Source organism: Rickettsiales bacterium (genome assembly GCA_035765535.1).
Classification (GTDB): Bacteria; Pseudomonadota; Alphaproteobacteria; order Rickettsiales; family JABCZZ01; genus JABCZZ01.
Genome location: DASTXE010000003.1, coordinates 46,275 through 64,694, shown reverse-complemented (window position 1 = coordinate 64,694; position 18,420 = coordinate 46,275). Strand labels below are relative to the sequence as shown.

The following is an 18,420-nucleotide window of genomic DNA, read 5'->3' as shown; positions in this document are numbered from 1 at the left end:
GACACCAGTCAGATTATCAACAGAAAGTATATTGAAAGATATCAGGTTAGACAAAACTATAGGGCTCAATATCCACTTTCAGCCGCAGTGAAGAAGGCACTTTATGCGTTGCCAGCCACCCGTTAAGCCATTGCTGCATTGGAAAGTTTTTCTGCGCCTTAATAAGAATCCGATAACGGTAGCGGTTTTTGAGGCGCGCAAGCGGAGCCGGAGCCGGGCCTAATATTAAAGGTTGTTGTAAGGGGGCGCTTGTATATGGGGGGCACGCTGCCCCCGTCCCGGCTCCGCCGTGACTCCCCTGCGAGGTCATCGCTTCGCTCTTCCGCGTACCCTCGATACTCCTTGTTTCTGCCATGCTGTAGCCAGAAGCGACCTTTACCAGTTCACGCGCAAATCCCGCTACTTCCTGTTCCTGCGGCCCTTCCACGATCAGCGCGGCGAGTTTGCCATAAGGCGGCATTTCTGCATCTTCGCGCATCTGTGCTTCCAGCAGCATAAAATTATCGCGCTCGCCTGCTGCAAGCGCCTGCATGACAGGATGTTCCGGCATATAGGTCTGCAGGATCACCGTGCCGCTGGTTTTTTCGCGGCCCGCACGCCCGGCAAGCTGATGCAGCAGCTGGTAAGTGCGCTCGCCTGCACGCAAGTCCCCTCCGGCCAGCCCCATATCCGCATCCACCACGCCCACGAGCGCCAACCCTGCGAAATGGTGCCCTTTGGCCAGCATCTGCGTGCCGACGAGAATGTCGATCTCGCGGTTGATCATTTGATGAATAACATCTGAAGGGGGCGAGCGTAAATCGCCCCCTTCGCTTACGCTTACCCCCTCGCTTTGCGGGGTCGTCGCCTGTGGCTCCTCCGCGTTCCCTTCCACTGACTGTGCCGCTTGCTCTTTGCTATTTATTGCTGCTCCATCACTCGTCATCAGACCAACCTTAGCTTTGGGGAACAGGTCGCGCAGTTCCTCCGCAATGCGTTCCACGCCGGGCCCGTAGGGCAGCAGGCTATTTTCGGCTTTGCAGTCCGGGCACAGTTTCGGCACGGGTGATGTATGGCCGCAATGGTGGCACATGAGTTTTCCGCGCGAGCGGTGCAGCACGAGCCACGCCGTGCAGTGCGGGCACTGGAAGCGATGGCCGCAGCTGCGGCACAGCACGAGCGGCGCATAGCCGCGCCGGTTCATGAAGACAAGCGCCTGATGCCCATCCCCCAGCGTTTCCACCAGCGCCTGTTTCAAAGGTTCCGATATCCAGCGGTCTTTCGGCAGCGATTCCCTGCGCATATCCACCAGTTGTACCTCGGGCATGGAAGCCTGATTATGGCGGTTAGGCAAATGGATGCGCTCATAGCGGTTATGGCGCAGATTGAATTCCGTCTCTAGCGAAGGTGTGGCCGACACAAGCAACAGCGGCACTTTCTCCAGCCGCGCACGCACCACAGCCATATCGCGCGCCTGATAGATCACGCCCTCCTCCTGCTTATATGACGGGTCATGCTCTTCATCCGCCACGATCAGCGCGAGGTTCCGGAATGGCAGAAACAGCGCCGAGCGGGCGCCCACAACCACCGGCACGCTGCCTTCCGCAATGCCACGCCAGGTTTTGCGCTTTTGCGCCGGGGTGACGCTTGAATGCCATAAGGCAGGCGCGAAGCCGAAACGCTTCTCGAACCGCGCAAGCCACTGCACAGAGAGCGCTATTTCCGGCAGGAGCACAAGCGCCTGCTTTCCCTGCCGGATGACTTCGGCGATCGTATCGAAATAAACTTCCGTCTTGCCGGAACCCGTCACCCCGTCCAAGAGACTCACGGAAAACCCCTTCAGGAGTTTCTCCCGTAAGTTCAGGGCAGCGGTGGATTGTTCTGAAGATAAGGTAGAAGGTGTAATATTGGTATCATGTAAGGGGGATACTCCCCCTTCGCTTACGCTTACCCCCTCGGCTGACGCCGGGGTCGTCGCAAGCGCTCCTCCGCGTGCCCTCGCACCGCCTGAGGAAGCCTCAATTAATCCACCTAACTTTATAAATTCCCGAAGCACAGCAGACGAGACTTTCGCATGCAATGTGATTTCCTTTGCTGTACGGGCCACATTATCCGCAAGGTAAGCCAGAATACGCTGGCGCGCAGGAGTCAGCTTTATTTCTTTTGCTATCTCAGAGAGCTGCCATTTCGGCTCCTGCGCCATTTCCAGCGCTTCAGGTACGGAAAGCGCCATTTTCAGCACTTGCCCTTTGGGCGCGAGCGTGTACCACGCCACCCAGTCTACCAGCTTGCGCATTTCCTCGCTCATGGGCGGCATATGCGCGGCCAGCGTCTCTATCGTTTTGACCTTGGCATCGCTTACATCGCCTTCCGCCTTGCCCCAGACCACTCCCCAAACGGACTTTTTCCCGAAAGGCACGCGCACATAATCGCCCGGTTGCACACTAACGCCTTCCGGCACGCGGTAGTCGAAGGGTGTGGAAAAAACCAGCGGCAGCAAGACTCCGGCCTTGCTTTCGGCAGCGATAATCTCTATTTCATTTTCGCGATTCATACGTTAGAAACAGATAAAGGATATAAACGAGGGTTACTATGAAATTTTTTGTCGATACCGCCGATGTGAAAGAAATCCGTGAACTGGCCGATACCGGCCTGTTGGACGGCGTCACCACCAATCCCACGCTGATTGCCAAATCCGGGCGTGACTTCATCGAAGTGGTGAAGGAAATCTGCGACCTGACGGACGGCCCCGTCAGTGCGGAAGTTACCGCGTTGGATGTTGACGGAATGATCCGCGAAGGTGAAAAGCTTGCCAAGATCGCGAAGAACGTTGCTATTAAAGTGCCGCTGACCTGGGACGGTCTCAAAGCGTGCAAGCACTTCACGAAGGGCGGCACCATGGTCAACGTAACCCTGTGCTTCTCTGCCGCACAGGCAATTCTCGCCGCAAAAGCGGGCGCAACCTTCGTTTCGCCGTTCATTGGCAGGCTGGACGATATCGGCCAGGACGGGCTGCAGCTGATCGGCGATATCTGCCAGATTTACGACCAGTATCCGGCTTTCGAGACCGAAGTGCTCGTCGCCAGCGTGCGCAACCCGGTGCATATTGTTGAGTCCGCCAAGATGGGCGCGCATGTTGCAACGATTCCGCCTTCCGTAATGAAGCAGCTTGCCGGTCACCCGTTGACCGATAAAGGTTTGGCTGCTTTCATGGCAGACTGGCAGAAGACGGGGCAGAAAATCTAATTGCGTTCAGGCGCTAAAGCGCCTTGGCGCCACGCAGGCTGCGCTCGCGTCGCTCGCTAGTCGTCGCGAGCGCTCCTCCGTTCTACCACTGAGAATGAAGGGCTTTGAATGGCACAGGCTAAGACAAAAGATGGTTTGACGGCACAGAAGGTGGCGGAGTATCTGCGCGATCATCCGAACTTCTTCCGTGACCATGCCGATTTGCTGGAAGCCATTTCCCCGCCGGAAGTGCAGCATGGCGGGAATGTGGTAGACATCCAGCATCATATGCTCGGCAAGCTGCAGCAGGGCCTGCAGAATATCCGCAATCAGTATGATTATCTCGTCACCTCCAGCCGGGACAATATGTCCACGCTGCATCAAGTGCACGAGGCCGTGCTCGCTGTTATCCGTGCACCCGATCTGGAGCGCCTTCTGGAAGTCCTCACGATGGACCTGCCAGCGTTTTTCAATGTGGATGTGGTGCGGCTCGGCATTGAGTCCGAAGCGGCGGAGTTCTTTGAAACCCGTTTCGGCATGCAGAACAGCTCCGGCATTTCCTTTCTGGAGATGGGAATGATCGATATTGCACTGGGCAAAAACAAACCCTCTCTGCTCATCGCCGACACAAGAAAACATCCCGGTTACGGCCTCGACCAGATTTTCCCCGACTGCGACGATCTTGTGGAATCCGCCGTACTGATGCGCCTGCGCCTTCCCTCCTCGGGCCGCCCGGCATTGCTTGCATTCGGCATCCGCGTGAAAGACCACTTCCATACCGGCCAGGGCACGGAGATGCTTTCTTTCCTTTCCCAGATCGTGGAACACCGCCTGGATGAGCGGCTCAATGAGAGCGGCATCGCGGAAATGATATAATTAAGCTTAATTATCCTCTTGCAGCAGCCTTTCCCGCTCCCATTTCTGGCGCATCGCCTTTTGCAAGCTGTTGAAAAACTTTATTCAACCCGCCATTTGTATTCACGGACTGGAGAACTTCTTCCCGTCTCTGCGGCGGCAGATCCTGCGAAGCGGCAATCAACTCCCGTGTAACATGCGCTTTTCCAGCCGTATCCGGCACGATCTGCGCAGGGTTGATTTGCAGATCGCTCGCTGCATCCACTATCAAATTGTAGTCGCGGCGTGCGCGCTGCTGCACGCCCTCGTTGCCATTTTTTGCCGCCGCTACTTCTGCCTTGATTGCATCCCTTCGCGCGCCCAGAAGCAGCATCTCCAGATGCCCGCGAAGCGCTGCATTCTCTGCGTGCCTGCTGAAATCCGTTAACTGAGTATCCACTTCCTGCATTGCTTTAAAGATTTCGCCGAGCCCTCCTTGCGAAGGCACTGGAATAGCGGGTTTTTCCGTAGTATCCGGCTTGAGTTTGCCTAACTCGCGCAAGGCAACAACCTTCTCCCGCGTTACATGCGTTTCCGCCGGAGTTTCCGGTGAGATTTCCACCGGATTAATGCCTAAAGCCTGTGCGGCGTCTGCGATGATAGTGAAATCTTCCCCTGCACGCAGCCGTGCTTCCACCGCATGCGCCCGCTCTTTTCCCTCAGAGGACTGGGCTATGGCCAGTTCTGCCCTTACTACATCACGGTCTGCGCCAAGCAACAATATTCTTATGGCTGGCGTGAGGTTTTCCCGTTCGCCTGGCGGCAAGCTCGCAAATTCCTGCCGGAAATTCCTCGTTTTTCCGTTCTGCAAGGCGCTCATAATGCTTCCCAGAGCGCCTTGTGGAATCACTGACACTCCCAGTTCCTGCGCCACTTCGTCCGGATCATGCCCTCTGCGCACGGCCAGTTCCTTTAGCGCCACGAGCGTCTCACGATTTACATGCACTGATGCCTGATCTTCCGGTCTGATGGGAAGCGATTCAAAGCTCATTCCCACTGTATGGGCGGCCGTCCATACAGTTCGCAAGTTCTTTTCCGCAGCAGTAAACGCAGCTTTGGCTGCCTCGCTCTGCTCCGTAACATCCCGAACCCGTGCCCTCACCGCATCCCGCAACGTGCCGCGTATGAGTATTTCATAGGTATCCCTGTCCTGTTCGCTTAATAAAGCACCAATCATACAATCTCCTTCATATGCCAGGTTGAATTATAAGTCAGCAGCCTATCCTATTTCGGGAAGCATGTGCAATCATGTCCTTCTAAAATATGATTCCGCTTTTATTTTCGTTCGTAGGAATTCCAACTCGCGGAAGTCTTAGTACTTGCACAATTCCGCCTGTACCAATATAGACTAGTGCGTATGTTTACAGGCATCATCACCCATATCGGTATTGTTAACGAAATACAGAAATCCGGCGACTGGCGCTTTACCATCGCCGTTCCAGGATTCACGCAGGACTTGGCCGTGGGCGCTTCCATTGCCTGCAACGGCGCATGCCTTACCGCGATCGCCCGCGATGAATACGGTTTCAGCGTTCAGGTTTCGCAGGAAACCCTGGCCCGCACTACGCTTGGGCAATGGCAGGAAGGCGAACGCATCAATCTTGAGCGCGCGCTCAAAGCGGGGGACGAATTAGGTGGGCATTTTGTCAGCGGCCATGTGGACGGGCTCGCGAAACTCGTGAAGCGTGAAAATATAGGAGAATCGCTGCGGCTGGATTTATCCGTGCCTACGGAGCTGAACCGCTATATTGCAGAAAAAGGTTCGGTGACGCTGGATGGCGTTTCACTGACCGTGAACGAAACCACCGATACCGGCTTCAGCGTGAATATCATCCCGCATACGCAGTCTGCTACTATATTGGGCGGCCGCAAAGAAGGCGACTCACTCAATCTGGAGATCGATATTATCGCCCGCTACCTTGCGCGCCTGGACAAGTTCCGCTAACTTCAGGTTGCGCCGCAACCATTTGAAGGAGTTTTGCGCCATGCTGAAGAAATTTACCGCCGGATTCATTCTTCTCGCCTTGTTGATTGCAGTTGCTGTGGGCAGTCTCTGGTCGGGCGCCGGCCGCCTTGTCAAAATGGCTATTGAACAATACGGGTCGCAGATCACCGGCACCAATGTACATGTGGATAGCGTGCATTTGTCGCTTTCCACCGGCGAAGGTACGATCTCCGGACTGACCATCGCCAACCCGCAAGGATTCTCGTCGCATAACGCGCTGGAAATGGGCTCCATCTCTATCCGCATCGACACGCATTCGCTGATAGGAAATGGGCCTATTACCATTCAGTCCATCGCCGTTGAAGCACCGCATGTTGCCTTCGAAGGGCAAAGGCTCGACAATAATCTTCAAGCCATCGAACGCCATGCGCGCGGCTATTCCCGCAACGAAGCCGTGCAGGCAAGCAATAACATGAAACAGGAACGCAGGCTCATATTATCAGCGATCTCGATATACGCGGCGGCCAGCTTGGTATTCCCACGCCCAGCTCAGGGGCGGCCAGACTTTCACCGTACCGATGTCTGAGATTCATCTGCAGAATATCGGCAAGGCACAGGATGGCGCCACCCCGGCAGAAGTGGCGGAACAGCTCATCACCACTATTAGCCAGTCTGCCATTCAGGATGCCAATGCAAATCTCACCAAAAGCCTTGAATCCATTCGTCCTGGCATCGATAAAGGCATGAGCGGCTTGAAGAATCTGCTGGGAAGATAGCATTTTCCAAGGCAAATGCTTGCTTTTAAGTCGCGCATGACTTAAGAATCATTATTAATTACGAAATTTTATTCCGGATTTACGAATGCTTTCTCCCATTGAAGAAATTATTGAAGACGCCCAGTGCGGCCGCATGTTCATTCTTGTTGACGACGAAGACCGCGAAAATGAGGGGGATCTTGTGATTCCCGCGCAGATGGCCACGCCGGACGCGATCAATTTCATGGCGAAATACGGGCGCGGACTGATCTGTCTTTCGCTCACATCAGCGCGCGTAAAAGAACTGGGCCTGTCGCTCATGGCACAGCATAACGGCACGCGCCACCAGACAGCTTTTACGACCTCCATTGAGGCTGCTTCCGGTGTTACGACCGGCATTTCCGCTGCCGACCGCGCGCGAACGGTTTCCGTAGCAATCGACTCCTCCAAAGGCGCGCGCGATATCGTCACGCCCGGCCATATTTTTCCGCTCGTCGCCCGCGATGGCGGCGTGCTTGTACGCGCGGGCCATACGGAAGCGGCCGTGGATATCTCCCGCCTTGCCGGACTCAATGCCTCCGGCGTGATCTGCGAAATCATGAATGACGACGGCACGATGGCGCGCCTGCCAGACCTGATGGAATTCGCCAAGCAGCATAATTTGAAAATCGCGACGATCGCCTCGCTGATTGCTTACCGCAGACGCAGTGAAAAGCTTGTGGAATGCGTTGCGGAGACGGATTTTCATAGCCGTTACGGCGGCGATTTCCGCATGCGTATCTATGTGAATAAGATTGAATATGCAGAGCATATTGCACTGATCAAAGGCAAGATTGACCCTACAAAACCTGCGCTTGTGCGCATGCATGCACTCGACCTTTTACATGATGTATTGGGCGATACGCATGATGCTAAAGCAACCGACCTGCATACTGCAATGCAGCGTATCGGAGATGCAGGAAACGGCGTAATCGTACTGCTGCGCGAACCCAAGCGCTCCGCCCTGCTCGACAAGGTACAGGCTCGCACGGGACTTAACCCGGAACCGCAGGCGCATTTACGCGATTACGGTATCGGGGCGCAGATATTGCTGGATCTGGGTGTACGCGATATGACGCTGCTTTCCAACTCGAAGCGCCCTGTTGTAGGACTTGAGGGGTATGGGCTTACGATTAAAGGATATGAAGGGATTTAGGGGAATTATTGTATCGTTCATTGCGAGGTCAGAAGACCGAAGCAGAAGCGATTTAAAGCACCTTAGAAACCTAAAAGCATCACCGAGAAATTTTCTCGCCAAACAGGGCATAATAGTACTGGAAACGCGCCGGATTTGGGTGTATGCAGGATAGTATTAATTTTGAACACGCGCTTTAGTGGGGTAGACATGGCCATCAATCTTCATCTTCCCGGTAAATCAGAAACGCTACGCCCGACCATCACGGTAGTAGGCGTAGGGGGCGCAGGCGGCAACGCCGTCAACAACATGATAAGCTCCAATCTGGAAGGTGTGAATTTCGTCGTGGCCAACACGGACGCACAAGCCCTGGAGAATTCTCTTACCGAGCGCCGCATTCAGCTGGGCAGCAGCCTCACACGCGGCCTTGGCGCAGGCGCTAATCCTGAAACCGGCCGCGCTGCCGCTGAAGAAGCGCTGGACGAAGTAGCGGGCTATATCGAAGGCAGCAACATGGTGTTCATCACCGCCGGCATGGGCGGCGGCACCGGCACGGGCGCTGCACCGGTTATCGCGCGTTTCGCCAAAGAGCGCGGCATCCTGACCGTAGGCGTTGTGACCAAGCCGTTCCAGTTCGAAGGCAACCACCGTATGCGCCTGGCTGAACAGGGCGTGAAAGAACTGCAGCAGTTCGTGGATACGCTGATTGTCATTCCGAACCAGAATCTGTTCCGCATCGCCAATGAAAAAACCACGTTCGCCGATGCGTTCCGCTTAGCGGATGAAGTATTGCACTCCGGCGTGCGCGGCGTGACCGACCTGATGATCATGCCCGGCCTTATCAATCTCGACTTTGCCGACATTCGCACCGTAATGAGCGAAATGGGCAAGGCAATGATGGGCACCGGCGAAGGCGAAGGCGCTAAGCGTGCGATCGATGCTGCCGAAGCCGCTATTTCCAACCCGCTGCTGGACGATGTTTCGATGAAGGGCGCACGCGGCGTACTCATCAATATCACCGGCGGTTACGACATGACCCTGTTCGAGGCCGATGAAGCCGCAACCCGTATCCGTGAAGAAGTTGACCCGGATGCCAACATCATCTTCGGCGCCACCTTCAATCCGAACCTGGAAGGCAAGATGCGCGTTTCCGTGGTGGCTACCGGTATCGATCTGGGAAATGCCGCAGAAGAACCTAAGTCGCAGGCAAAGCCCGCAGAAGCGGTTCGTTTCTATGGCAGCAAGCTCGGTTTTGCCGCTCCTCCGCGCGCACCGGAACCCGCCAAATTTCCGGGTGCACCGGTCCATGCCAAAGCACCTGAATCTTTTTCCGCACCGGAACAAATCAAGCGCCCTGAACCGGCTCTTGAGCAGCGCGCCAGCGCAAGAAGCGCTTTCGTATCACCGCAGACCGTTTCCGCCGTTGCCCCCGCGCCCACACCGCAACCGGTAGCGCAGCAGGCACGTCCCGCTCAGGTGGCCATGCAGGCGACCGCTCAGGACGATCATGCGCATGTCGTATTTGTCAACCGCATGGTAACCACCATTGGCGCTATCAAATATCATGAAGAAAACGAACAGCAGCTCCAGCTTCCGATTGCCGTGGGCCAGCGCGCTCCGAGCTTCGTGAGCCCGCAGGCAGCACAGCCCGCGCAACGCAGCTTTTTCCCAGCCCCGGAAGAAACGCTGCCGCAGCGCAAAAGCTCGGCCAATCAGCCGCAGGATCGCAATGCCGAAGACAGAAGCCGTGATGCCGGTAACAACTCCGCCATCAACTTCCTCAACCGTATGGCCAATGTAGGCCGCGTACTTGCTGCAAAGCCGGAAAAACCCGAACGTAGCGTGCATGTTGTTGAAAAGCCGAAGGTAGAAGTCAACGAGCGTACGCAAAAATCCATCACGGATAATGACTACCTCGAAATCCCCGCATTCCTGCGCCGCCAGGCTAATTAATCCTGCCGCAGCCAAAGGAAGAGACCGGAGCATGGTAAGGCAACATATCGTCATTTTGTCTGTACCTTCTCCGGTTTTTTTATTCAGCCTGTTATGAACGCCCAGTCCGTCGCGCATCACACCAAGCTTGTTCATCTTACCAAGGCGCTGCTTTTCGTACTGGTTGCCGTGCTGGTGTGCGTGCTGCTTTTTTATCCTATCATCCGCAAGAATACGAGCATACGCATTGCCTTTACGAGCACCGCGGAAAAGAACAACACTCCCCCGCCGACCACCATGGTCAATGCTAATTTCCACGGTTTCGATGCCAGCAACCAGCCTTACAGTATCACGGCTAAAACCGCCCTGCAGGTCGATGCCGAGAATGTGCTGCTCGACCAGGTCAACGGCGATATCTCTCTCAATAGCGGCGTCTGGTTCACCGCACAGGCCAATAAAGGCAATCTGCAAATCAAGCAGGAGCAGCTTTTCCTAAGCGGCGCTGTGGAGCTGTTTAACGACCAGGGCTATGAGATGCATACCGAATCCATGCATATTGACATTGCGAAGAAAATCGCCGTTACTGAAGACCCTGTCAGCGGCCAGGGGCCGCTTGGCACCTTAAAATCCCACGGGGCAGTTTTTAACGGCGCTCAGAGTATTGCGACGTTTAACGGCCCGGTTTTTGTTACTATTTATCTGCCTCCCAAGGAATCCAGTTCTGCCGGACAGAAAGGAAATGAAGAATGAAGCGCATTACCCTCCTCACCCTTTCCCTGATTGCCAGTGCCGCCATACTCCCCGGCCAGGCTTCGGCACAGATTGCGCAAGTGCAAATGCGCCAGCCGCAGAATGCCCAAGTCATGACAGAAAAGGATCCACAGCACTTCGACACCAAACTGCCAGTGGAAATCACCTCCGACAGTCTTGAAGTGCTCCAGCACGAAAATAAAGCCGTTTTCAAGGGCAATGTCGTGGCCGTACAGGGGAAGGTGCGCCTGAAGTCCGATATTATGATCGTGCATTATAAACAGGGCGGCAGCGAGCCAAAACCCGCCACGCCTGCTCCGGCAGGCAGCAATAGCGGCATGGGGGCGATCACGCTGATCGAAGTGCAGGGCCATGTGCTGGTGGCCACACCGGAAGAATCTGCCCAGGGCGATAAAGGCGATTACGACGTTCCCAGCCGCCTGCTGCGCCTTTCCGGCGGCAATGTCGTGCTCACGCGCGGGAAGAATATCATGCGCGGCACGGATCTCGTTTATAATATGGATACAGGCCGCAGCATTCTTACGAACCAGAATGGCAGAACGGGAAGCAAATTTGACAATGGTGGCACGCGCGTGCGCAGTCTGTTCGTGCCCAATCAGGATCAGCAAAACAGCGCCCCCACCGATTCTCCCGCCAAGCCCTAAAAAGAAAAGGGCGGCACGATGTGCCGCCCTCGCTCATTTAGTGTAATCTTTTTTATTTGCTTACACGCAGGTTCACAAGCTGGTTCGCAATCTGCTGGAATGCCGCTGCAAGCTGATCGTTTGTCGGCGCCAGGAAGAAATGATCGGGACCGCTAGCACAATCTTTCAGTAAGTAAGTATCCACGTACGTAGAAGCTGCTGCAGGCCAGTGCGCCGTTCGATCTGCCAGCGTTGGCGTTTTATGCGGATCGGCCTGCCCAAAACCGATCGTGTAAATTACAATATTTTTATCGGGCGCCTTCATCGCAGCGCAAACTTTTCTTGTCAGCGCATCCAATTGATCATTCGTCGGGCGATCATCTTGAAGCTCATAAGCGTTATCTGTATTATTATTATGATTACAGCACGGACTACCATGATAGCCTGAAGGCTGCTCACCGTTCATATTGATACCATCTGTCATCAGTACGACTACTTTTGTCATATTCTTAGTGCCATATGGCAGTGGAAGCGAAGTGCCGCCATAGTTTTGCGCCCCCCATAAACCGGTCCAGGTAGGTGACAACAGACGCCAGGACCAAGCCAGGCCAAGATTAATCATCGTGTTACCATTAGGCTCTATTTTCTTAATCGTTGCCTCCACAGCGCTTCTGCTGGTCGTCGGAGGCAATATGCTGGCGCTAGGACAGTAATCCAGTTCTATGGTTCCCGGATACGTGCTTTGCAAGGCTTTGAATGCTGTTGCAGTATTAGCTATCGGACGATCATCCGATATATCTAACGTTAAAGTGCGATCTCGTGGACTAATCGCATTACGATCACGTGCATCCACACAGCCATCCTGATTAGAAATCGTAGAATTATCGATAAAAGCTTTACCAGGATAGGATGTCACATTCGCGTTGACCATATTATCAAATGGCACAACACTTACGTAAACGTTCGAGAAGCTTGTATTGCTACCGTATAATACATCCAGCATACCGGTAGTCGTAAGCCCTTTTCCTGCACAATTAACGCCACTTGCATTACCTGCCACGGCGCATTTCAATGCATCGATTTTTGCAACTGAGCTATTGGACTTATCTACCGGATATGTCATCGAATCAGTCATATCCAATGCCAGTACAAGTTCAAGCCCTGTTACATCGCGCGTAATTGTTGAACTCAAATTGAGCGCCATATTATTTATGCCTGCCACCGGCATCAGTGATGGGCGCTGCCCTGTAGTTACATTGAGTGTCAACGTGTTATTATTGTTGGAAAGCTGCGCGTCCAGCTTAGTGATTTTTACGCCCAGATAGGCTTTCTGACAATCCGTATAAAAATACTTGCTTACCAATTGGTTCACCCATTGCTGCGTTGAACCTTGATGTGGCTCGTTGATCTTAGCCATTGCTGCAAGACCTGCCGTATCCATACAGTCGTGCAGCTTCTGCCTCGTCGTCTGCAGGCGGGACATATCGATCGCCACACCCGCCGCCGCCACAAGCGCAAATAATGCACAGGCGACGATAATGAGAACGTTCCCATCTTCCCGTTTCCTGAATTGTTTCAGAAATGCGATCATCTTATTTTTCATAACCCTTCTCCTACCCTGCCTTTATTTACAGTTCGATCCGCCTGCCGTAGTTAATAGCGAAACGAGCGAGCTGTATCGTGGAACGCTGATAGCAACGTTATATACTGTCTTATCAAATGGAACGACTTTACTGGTGATTCCGTTTTTTACTATCGGATTGAATTTATAATAGAGTTCAGCCGCTACAATTTCATCGCCTTCAGACATTGTAAAATTATTAGGCAGACTTTTTAATGTCGCCGCTTTCCCTACCGCGCCGAGCTTGCTGGTTCCCAATGTGCCAGGCCCACAATAACGCCATTTCACAACAGGACTGCCAGGATTATTGCCCAAACCGCTTGTAACTGGTGCATAAATATCCGTTAGTATCAACGTGGAGTTAGTTGTATCCAGCGCATAAGGAGCCATCATGATTTTCGCGGCGGTGATGATGGAGTCCATCTCGGACTTGGTCATGGCCGGATCATGCTGCGGATCAATTGCCGTGATAAGATTGCTTTCATTATTCACAGTAATTTGCAGTTTCTGGAAGATTAAAACATATCGGGAAACCTCAATACCACCAAAGAGTAGCAGCATTAGGATAGCCACAGAAAACGCGAATTCTATCAGCGCAAGTCCTCTTTCACATTGTCCAAACTCGGTCAATGCGCATTTGAACTTATTTAAATATACAGATACCGCTCGCATTACTGGAACACCTCGTTCTTTACGACTACGGTTGCCTGCATATTGTTGCCCTTACCGAACAGAAATTGCACAAATGGGATGTTGGGGTAAGGATACCATGCTTTATAAACCACAACTTTACCAGAACCGCCTATGCAGTCAGGTGTGCCCCCCGCCTCCTTAGCCGCAGAGGTAAAATCGGGATAAGTCGTAGCTGAGTACCCTATTTTATTAGGATCAAACAGAAACTTGGTTTGCCCTGTAAAATTACTATAAACACTTCCCCACCGAGAATTTGGCGCACTGGTTTTTACACCATTATCGAGCACATTGGGATACCCGGTTTTCCCCTGACGGGCAGCATCATTGAGTGCGCCCTGCAAGTCAGAAGATTCGTAGATCACAGCACCAAACGAAATAATACCGAGCACAAACAACACCACTACCGGCAGGATTATTGCGAATTCGATCGCGGTCGAAGCAGTCTCGGAGCGAGTGAGTTGCGCGAGTTTTCTTTTCAGCGTGATAGGGGATATACACTTTGCGAATACGCGGTAGCGATATAGTAGGCCGTTTGTCATGCACCGTATCTTTTCTTTTGTTTTATGAGCAGGCGGCTCAAATCCGTTTTAACAAACTACTCCTCAAATATCCCTTAATTATATACTAAATCCTTGCAGTTGTATAATATTATCTATTAACGATTTTCTTTATTACAACTGTGTTACAATAACTTATAAACCCTTGAGCGGACGGGACCCGCAGCATTCGCAATCCGGGTCCTGTAACAGTATGCTGCTCTTCCACTGCATGGTGAGCGCATCGAAGCGCAGTAATTTTCCGGCGGAAGACTCACCGATCCCCAGCAACTCACGCAATGTTTCGAGCGCCTGCATTGAGCCGACAATGCCCGTCAGCGCCCCCAGTACACCCAGGTCACGGCAGCCGCGTTCGTCATCCGGCGCGCCACCGACAAAGCAGCGATAGCACGGCTGATTTTCGCCCAGATAAGGCTTGAAAACGGCAAGCTGCCCTTCAAATGCGCGCACGGCGCCGGAAACCAGCGTTTTTTTCTCAGCCAGACAGGCTGCATTCACCGCAAAGCGCGTAGCGAAGTTATCCGATGTATCCACTACGATATCGTATTCGCGCATGAGCGCTGCGGCATTTGCATTATCCAGTCTCTGGCGATGAAGGGTAATACGTATTTCCGGATTTAACTCCGAGATACGGTCGCGTGCGGCTTCGGCCTTGAAGCGGCCGATATCTCCTGTTTCAAATAATATCTGGCGCTGGAGATTGGAAAGTTCCACGCGGTCATCTTCCACGATGCCGATATGCCCCACTCCTGAGGATGCCAGATAGGCCAGCACCGGTGCACCGAGCCCGCCTGCGCCAATCACAAGCACTTGTGCAGCAAGCAGCTTCTCCTGCCCTTCCTTGCCTACGCCGGGAAGGGAGATATTGCGGGCGTAGCGCCGTAACTGGTTGTCCGTCAGCATTAGTTTTCTCCGAGGGGGATTCTCCCCCTCCGCTTACGCTTACCCCCGCGCTTCGCGAGGTCATCGCCGGAAATTTTCATAAATTTCCTTGCTCTTCCGCGTACCCGCGTAACGTTTGAGGTGCTAAAAATTCTCTTTGACCCACTGGACAACCTGCTTCAGCGCGAACGGCAGGGGTTTACGCTGTATGGAGTCCATATGCGACTCCTCCAGCGCGCGGCGGCGGGCGAATTCCATCATGCCAATGGCGGAAGAGAAAGCTGCGCCGCTTACGGCTTCAGCCAGCCCGTTGATCATGCGCGGCTTCACGAGCCGCACCTGCTTGCCCAGCACGCGTGTCGCGATCTCACGCATTCCCAGCAGCTGGCTTGCACCGCCCGTCAGCACGACGCGGCGGCCTGCAATACTGTCCATGCCCGCCATTTCCAGCTTGCTGCGGATCATCTCGAAGATTTCCTCCAGACGCGGGCGGATAATGCCCACCATGATCGAGCGCGGCATCATATTGCTGCCGTCTTCGCTATATTCTTCGCCGAGCTGGGGCACTTCGATCATCGCCTGATCGTCGGATGACGCCGGCACTGCGCTTCCATGGAGGGTTTTCAGGCGTTCCGCATGCGCGATGGAGGTGGAAAGCCCCTTGGCCAGGTCGCTTGTTACATGCACGCCGCCAATAGGCACGACATCCGTATAAACATTTTTGCCGCCGGAAAAGACTGCGATGGAAGTCACGCCGCCGCCCATATCGATCAGCGTCACGCCGAGCTGCATTTCGTCCGGCTCCAGGCAGGCAAGGCCCGAAGCATGCGAGGACACCACGAATTCTGCTGCGTTCAGGTGGCAGTTGGCCAGACAGTTTGCAATATTCAATATCATCGTGGAAGGCGCAGTGATGATATGCAGGTCAGCACCCAGTTTCTCGCCGACCATGCCGCGGGGGTCATTAATGTTGCTGACATCGTCCAGCGTATAATTGACGGGGAAGCAATGAATGATTTCGTCATCGTCGCTTTCGACGCTCCCACGCCCTTCGCGCATAATGTCTTCAATGTCGCGGCCGCTGACGCGCTCACCCGACACGGTCAATTCCACGCGCAGCGTGTGCGACTGGATGCCCATGCCGCTGATATTGACGACGACATTCTCAATCGTTTCATCCGCCATCTGCTCGGCTGCATGAACGGCCGCCACTACGGAAGTTTCGGCTTCGATAATATCAATGATATGGCCGCTGCGGATTCCCTTGGAAAGCTGGTGGCCAATACCGGTCACGCGCAGGGAGCCGTCATCCTCCGCTTTCGCGATGAAGCAAGCCACTTTCGTGCTGCCGATATCCAGCACGGCAATGTTACCGTTAATTTTTTTCTGTTTTCTGGTCATTTCACAGAAAATGACTGATGAAGGGGGAATGTTCAACAAGATTTTTTGAGGAAATTTTTATTTGAAACGCCCCCGTAAAACCTACTGCCCCCGTTCCTTTATTTATCCCAGGATTTGAAACATTCCGCTTACTACTTAGTATCTTGTCATACCCCCCTGAAACGTGGTATATTTCCCGTATGAAAATACTTGTCCCCATCAAGCGCGTGATTGACTATAACGTCAAGGTGCGCGTCAAGGCTGACGGTAGCGGCGTTGAGACCGCAAACGTTAAAATGTCCATGAACCCGTTTGATGAGATCGCACTGGAAGAAGCAGTACGGCTCAAAGAAAAAGGCACTGCGACGGAAGTCGTAGCGGTGCTGATCGGGCCGGAAGCCGCACAGGAAACGCTGCGCTCGGGGCTTGCCATCGGTGCGGACAGGGCTGTGCACGTCGTCCTGGATGAAACCATACAGCCGCTGCAGGCCGCAAAGATTCTGGCTGCTATCGCTAAGGAAGAAAATCCGGGACTTATCATCTCAGGCAAGCAGGCAATCGACGATGACGCCAACCAGACCGGCCAGATGTTGGCTGCGTTGCTTGGCATTGGGCAAGGAACGTTTGCATCGAAACTGGAAGTTGCCGATGGATTCGCCACCGTTACACGTGAAGTGGACGGCGGCCACGCAACCGTAAAGCTTAAACTACCCGCTGTAGTGACCACGGATCTGCGCCTGAACGAGCCGCGTTATCCAACGCTTCCCAATATTATGAAAGCCCGCAGCAAGCCGATTACCAAGAAAACCGTCGCGGAGCTCGGCATCACGCTTACGCCTAAAGTGACGGTCGAAAAAGTGGAAGAACCGCCCAAACGCAAAGGCGGCGGCAAGGTGAAGGATGTCGCCGAGCTGGTGGATAAACTCAAAAATGAGGCGAAGGTGTTATGACAGTCCTCGTTGTCGCATCGCATGATAATGCCAAACTCGCCCGCGCAACCTTGCGGGTGCTCGGCGCTGCCGCCCGGATTGGCGGCGGCACACATGTGCTTGTGGCCGGGAAAAGCTGTGGACCGGTAGCACAGGCCGCCGCAAAAGCTCAAGGGGTTGAGAAAGTGCTTCTGGCTGACGATGCCGCATACGAACAGGGGCTGGCGGAAAATCTTTCCCTGCTGGTTTCCTCACTTGCAGGGAATTATTCCCACATTCTTACGGCAGCGGATTCCACCGGCAAGGATTTCATGCCGCGTGTAGCCGCCATGCTGGACGTGACACAGATTTCCGAAATCAGCGCCGTATTGGCCGCAGACCGCTTCAAACGCCCTGTTTATGCCGGAAATGCGATTGAAACCGTGCATTCGCAGGAAGTCATTAAAGTGCTGACAGTGCGCCAGACCGCCTTTGATGCCGTGGCCGCTGAAGGTGGAAATGCTACAGTCGAGACTATTGCCAGCAAAGGCGATAGCGGTCTTTCCAGCTTTGTTTCCCGCGAAACAGTGCAAAGCGAGCGTCCGGACCTGGGTTCAGCCCGTATCGTCGTTTCCGGCGGGCGCGGATTCGGCTCCAAAGAGAATTTCGCACTCGTAGACCAGCTTGCTACTAAGCTTGGGGCTGCCACCGGCGCTTCCCGCGCTGCGGTGGATGCGGGTTATATTTCAAACGACGCGCAAGTCGGCCAGACCGGCAAAATCGTTGCGCCCGATCTTTATATTGCGCTTGGCATCTCCGGCGCTATTCAGCATCTGGCAGGCATGAAAAGCAGCAAAGTCATTGTAGCCATCAACAAAGATGAAAACGCCCCGATCTTTGAAATTGCCGATTACGGGCTTGTAGCTGACGTATTTGAAGCCGTTCCGGCACTCATCACCCTGCTCTAACTCTCTTTTATTGTTCACTTATTGATTATCATCAATGACAACGCTGTCATTGTATGCTATTTTTAGTTGCATATTCCCCGTTTAAGGATGAATCAAATCGTGCTTATCTCATA

Annotated in this window: 17 protein-coding genes and 1 pseudogene; 11 read left to right on the top strand and 7 right to left on the bottom strand. The window is 53.8% G+C overall.

Annotated elements, in window-relative coordinates; genetic code table 11:
- Nucleotides 1-46 precede the first annotated feature (46 nt).
- Nucleotides 47-2,533, bottom strand: coding sequence for a primosomal protein N' (gene priA, locus VFT64_03305; protein ID HEU5046847.1), 2,487 nt, complete (start codon nucleotides 2,531-2,533; stop codon nucleotides 47-49).
- Nucleotides 2,534-2,571: 38 nt separating this feature from the next.
- On the opposite strand from priA, the gene fsa reads away from it, so the two are divergent.
- Together fsa and VFT64_03295 are read left to right on the top strand one after the other, a co-directional pair.
- The gene (fsa, locus tag VFT64_03300) at nucleotides 2,572-3,225 is read left to right on the top strand and encodes a fructose-6-phosphate aldolase (protein ID HEU5046846.1); all 654 of its coding nucleotides are present in this window, start codon (nucleotides 2,572-2,574) and stop codon (nucleotides 3,223-3,225) included.
- A gap of 108 nt (nucleotides 3,226-3,333) precedes the next feature.
- On the top strand, nucleotides 3,334-4,080 hold the full coding sequence (locus VFT64_03295) for a DUF484 family protein (protein ID HEU5046845.1): 747 nt from the start codon (nucleotides 3,334-3,336) through the stop codon (nucleotides 4,078-4,080).
- A 10-nt stretch (nucleotides 4,081-4,090) separates the two neighbouring features.
- Here VFT64_03295 and VFT64_03290 read toward each other — a convergent pair whose 3' ends face one another.
- Nucleotides 4,091-5,275 carry a hypothetical protein gene (locus VFT64_03290; GenBank protein HEU5046844.1) on the bottom strand — a complete coding sequence of 395 codons (1,185 nt, stop codon included), beginning with the start codon at nucleotides 5,273-5,275 and terminating at the stop codon, nucleotides 4,091-4,093.
- 180 nt (nucleotides 5,276-5,455) lie between these two features.
- On the opposite strand from VFT64_03290, the gene VFT64_03285 reads away from it, so the two are divergent.
- The 7 genes and pseudogenes from VFT64_03285 (at nucleotide 5,456) to VFT64_03255 (ending at nucleotide 11,319) form a co-directional block, all read left to right on the top strand.
- Nucleotides 5,456-6,043, top strand: a complete 588-nt coding sequence (locus tag VFT64_03285; protein ID HEU5046843.1) for a riboflavin synthase — start codon at nucleotides 5,456-5,458, stop codon at nucleotides 6,041-6,043.
- A gap of 40 nt (nucleotides 6,044-6,083) precedes the next feature.
- A complete protein-coding gene (locus VFT64_03280; GenBank protein ID HEU5046842.1) occupies nucleotides 6,084-6,629 on the top strand; it encodes a hypothetical protein in 546 nt (181 codons plus the stop codon).
- The gene (locus VFT64_03275) at nucleotides 6,622-6,819 is read left to right on the top strand and encodes a hypothetical protein (GenBank protein HEU5046841.1); all 198 of its coding nucleotides are present in this window, start codon (nucleotides 6,622-6,624) and stop codon (nucleotides 6,817-6,819) included. The genes VFT64_03280 and VFT64_03275 overlap by 8 nt, the downstream gene beginning before the upstream one ends.
- A gap of 85 nt (nucleotides 6,820-6,904) precedes the next feature.
- Nucleotides 6,905-7,993, top strand: coding sequence for a 3,4-dihydroxy-2-butanone-4-phosphate synthase (gene ribB, locus VFT64_03270; GenBank protein HEU5046840.1), 1,089 nt, complete (start codon nucleotides 6,905-6,907; stop codon nucleotides 7,991-7,993).
- A gap of 189 nt (nucleotides 7,994-8,182) precedes the next feature.
- Nucleotides 8,183-9,205, top strand: a pseudogene (gene ftsZ / locus VFT64_03265) (cell division protein FtsZ).
- Between the two features lie 813 nt (nucleotides 9,206-10,018).
- On the top strand, nucleotides 10,019-10,654 hold the full coding sequence (gene lptC, locus VFT64_03260) for an LPS export ABC transporter periplasmic protein LptC (protein HEU5046839.1): 636 nt from the start codon (nucleotides 10,019-10,021) through the stop codon (nucleotides 10,652-10,654).
- The gene (locus tag VFT64_03255) at nucleotides 10,651-11,319 is read left to right on the top strand and encodes an LptA/OstA family protein (GenBank protein ID HEU5046838.1); all 669 of its coding nucleotides are present in this window, start codon (nucleotides 10,651-10,653) and stop codon (nucleotides 11,317-11,319) included. The genes lptC and VFT64_03255 overlap by 4 nt, the downstream gene beginning before the upstream one ends.
- A 52-nt stretch (nucleotides 11,320-11,371) precedes the next feature.
- Here VFT64_03255 and VFT64_03250 read toward each other — a convergent pair whose 3' ends face one another.
- The 5 genes from VFT64_03250 to ftsA form a co-directional block, all read right to left on the bottom strand.
- Entirely contained in the window at nucleotides 11,372-12,901 is a 1,530-nt protein-coding gene (locus tag VFT64_03250; GenBank protein ID HEU5046837.1) for a Tad domain-containing protein, read from the bottom strand.
- A gap of 21 nt (nucleotides 12,902-12,922) precedes the next feature.
- Nucleotides 12,923-13,591: a TadE family protein gene (locus VFT64_03245; GenBank protein HEU5046836.1), complete on the bottom strand. Its 669-nt coding sequence runs from the start codon at nucleotides 13,589-13,591 to the stop codon at nucleotides 12,923-12,925.
- Entirely contained in the window at nucleotides 13,591-14,151 is a 561-nt protein-coding gene (locus tag VFT64_03240; protein HEU5046835.1) for a TadE family protein, read from the bottom strand. The genes VFT64_03245 and VFT64_03240 overlap by 1 nt, the downstream gene beginning before the upstream one ends.
- Before the next feature lie 153 nt (nucleotides 14,152-14,304).
- The gene (locus VFT64_03235; GenBank protein HEU5046834.1) at nucleotides 14,305-15,072 is read right to left on the bottom strand and encodes a HesA/MoeB/ThiF family protein; all 768 of its coding nucleotides are present in this window, start codon (nucleotides 15,070-15,072) and stop codon (nucleotides 14,305-14,307) included.
- A 123-nt stretch (nucleotides 15,073-15,195) separates the two neighbouring features.
- Nucleotides 15,196-16,452, bottom strand: a complete 1,257-nt coding sequence (ftsA, locus tag VFT64_03230) for a cell division protein FtsA (protein HEU5046833.1) — start codon at nucleotides 16,450-16,452, stop codon at nucleotides 15,196-15,198.
- A gap of 179 nt (nucleotides 16,453-16,631) precedes the next feature.
- On the opposite strand from ftsA, the gene VFT64_03225 reads away from it, so the two are divergent.
- Together VFT64_03225 and VFT64_03220 are read left to right on the top strand one after the other, a co-directional pair.
- Complete coding sequence (locus VFT64_03225) at nucleotides 16,632-17,381, top strand: electron transfer flavoprotein subunit beta/FixA family protein (protein ID HEU5046832.1); 750 nt, start codon at nucleotides 16,632-16,634, stop codon at nucleotides 17,379-17,381.
- Entirely contained in the window at nucleotides 17,378-18,307 is a 930-nt protein-coding gene (locus VFT64_03220; protein HEU5046831.1) for an FAD-binding protein, read from the top strand. The genes VFT64_03225 and VFT64_03220 overlap by 4 nt, the downstream gene beginning before the upstream one ends.
- The last annotated feature ends 113 nt before the right edge of the window (nucleotides 18,308-18,420 follow it).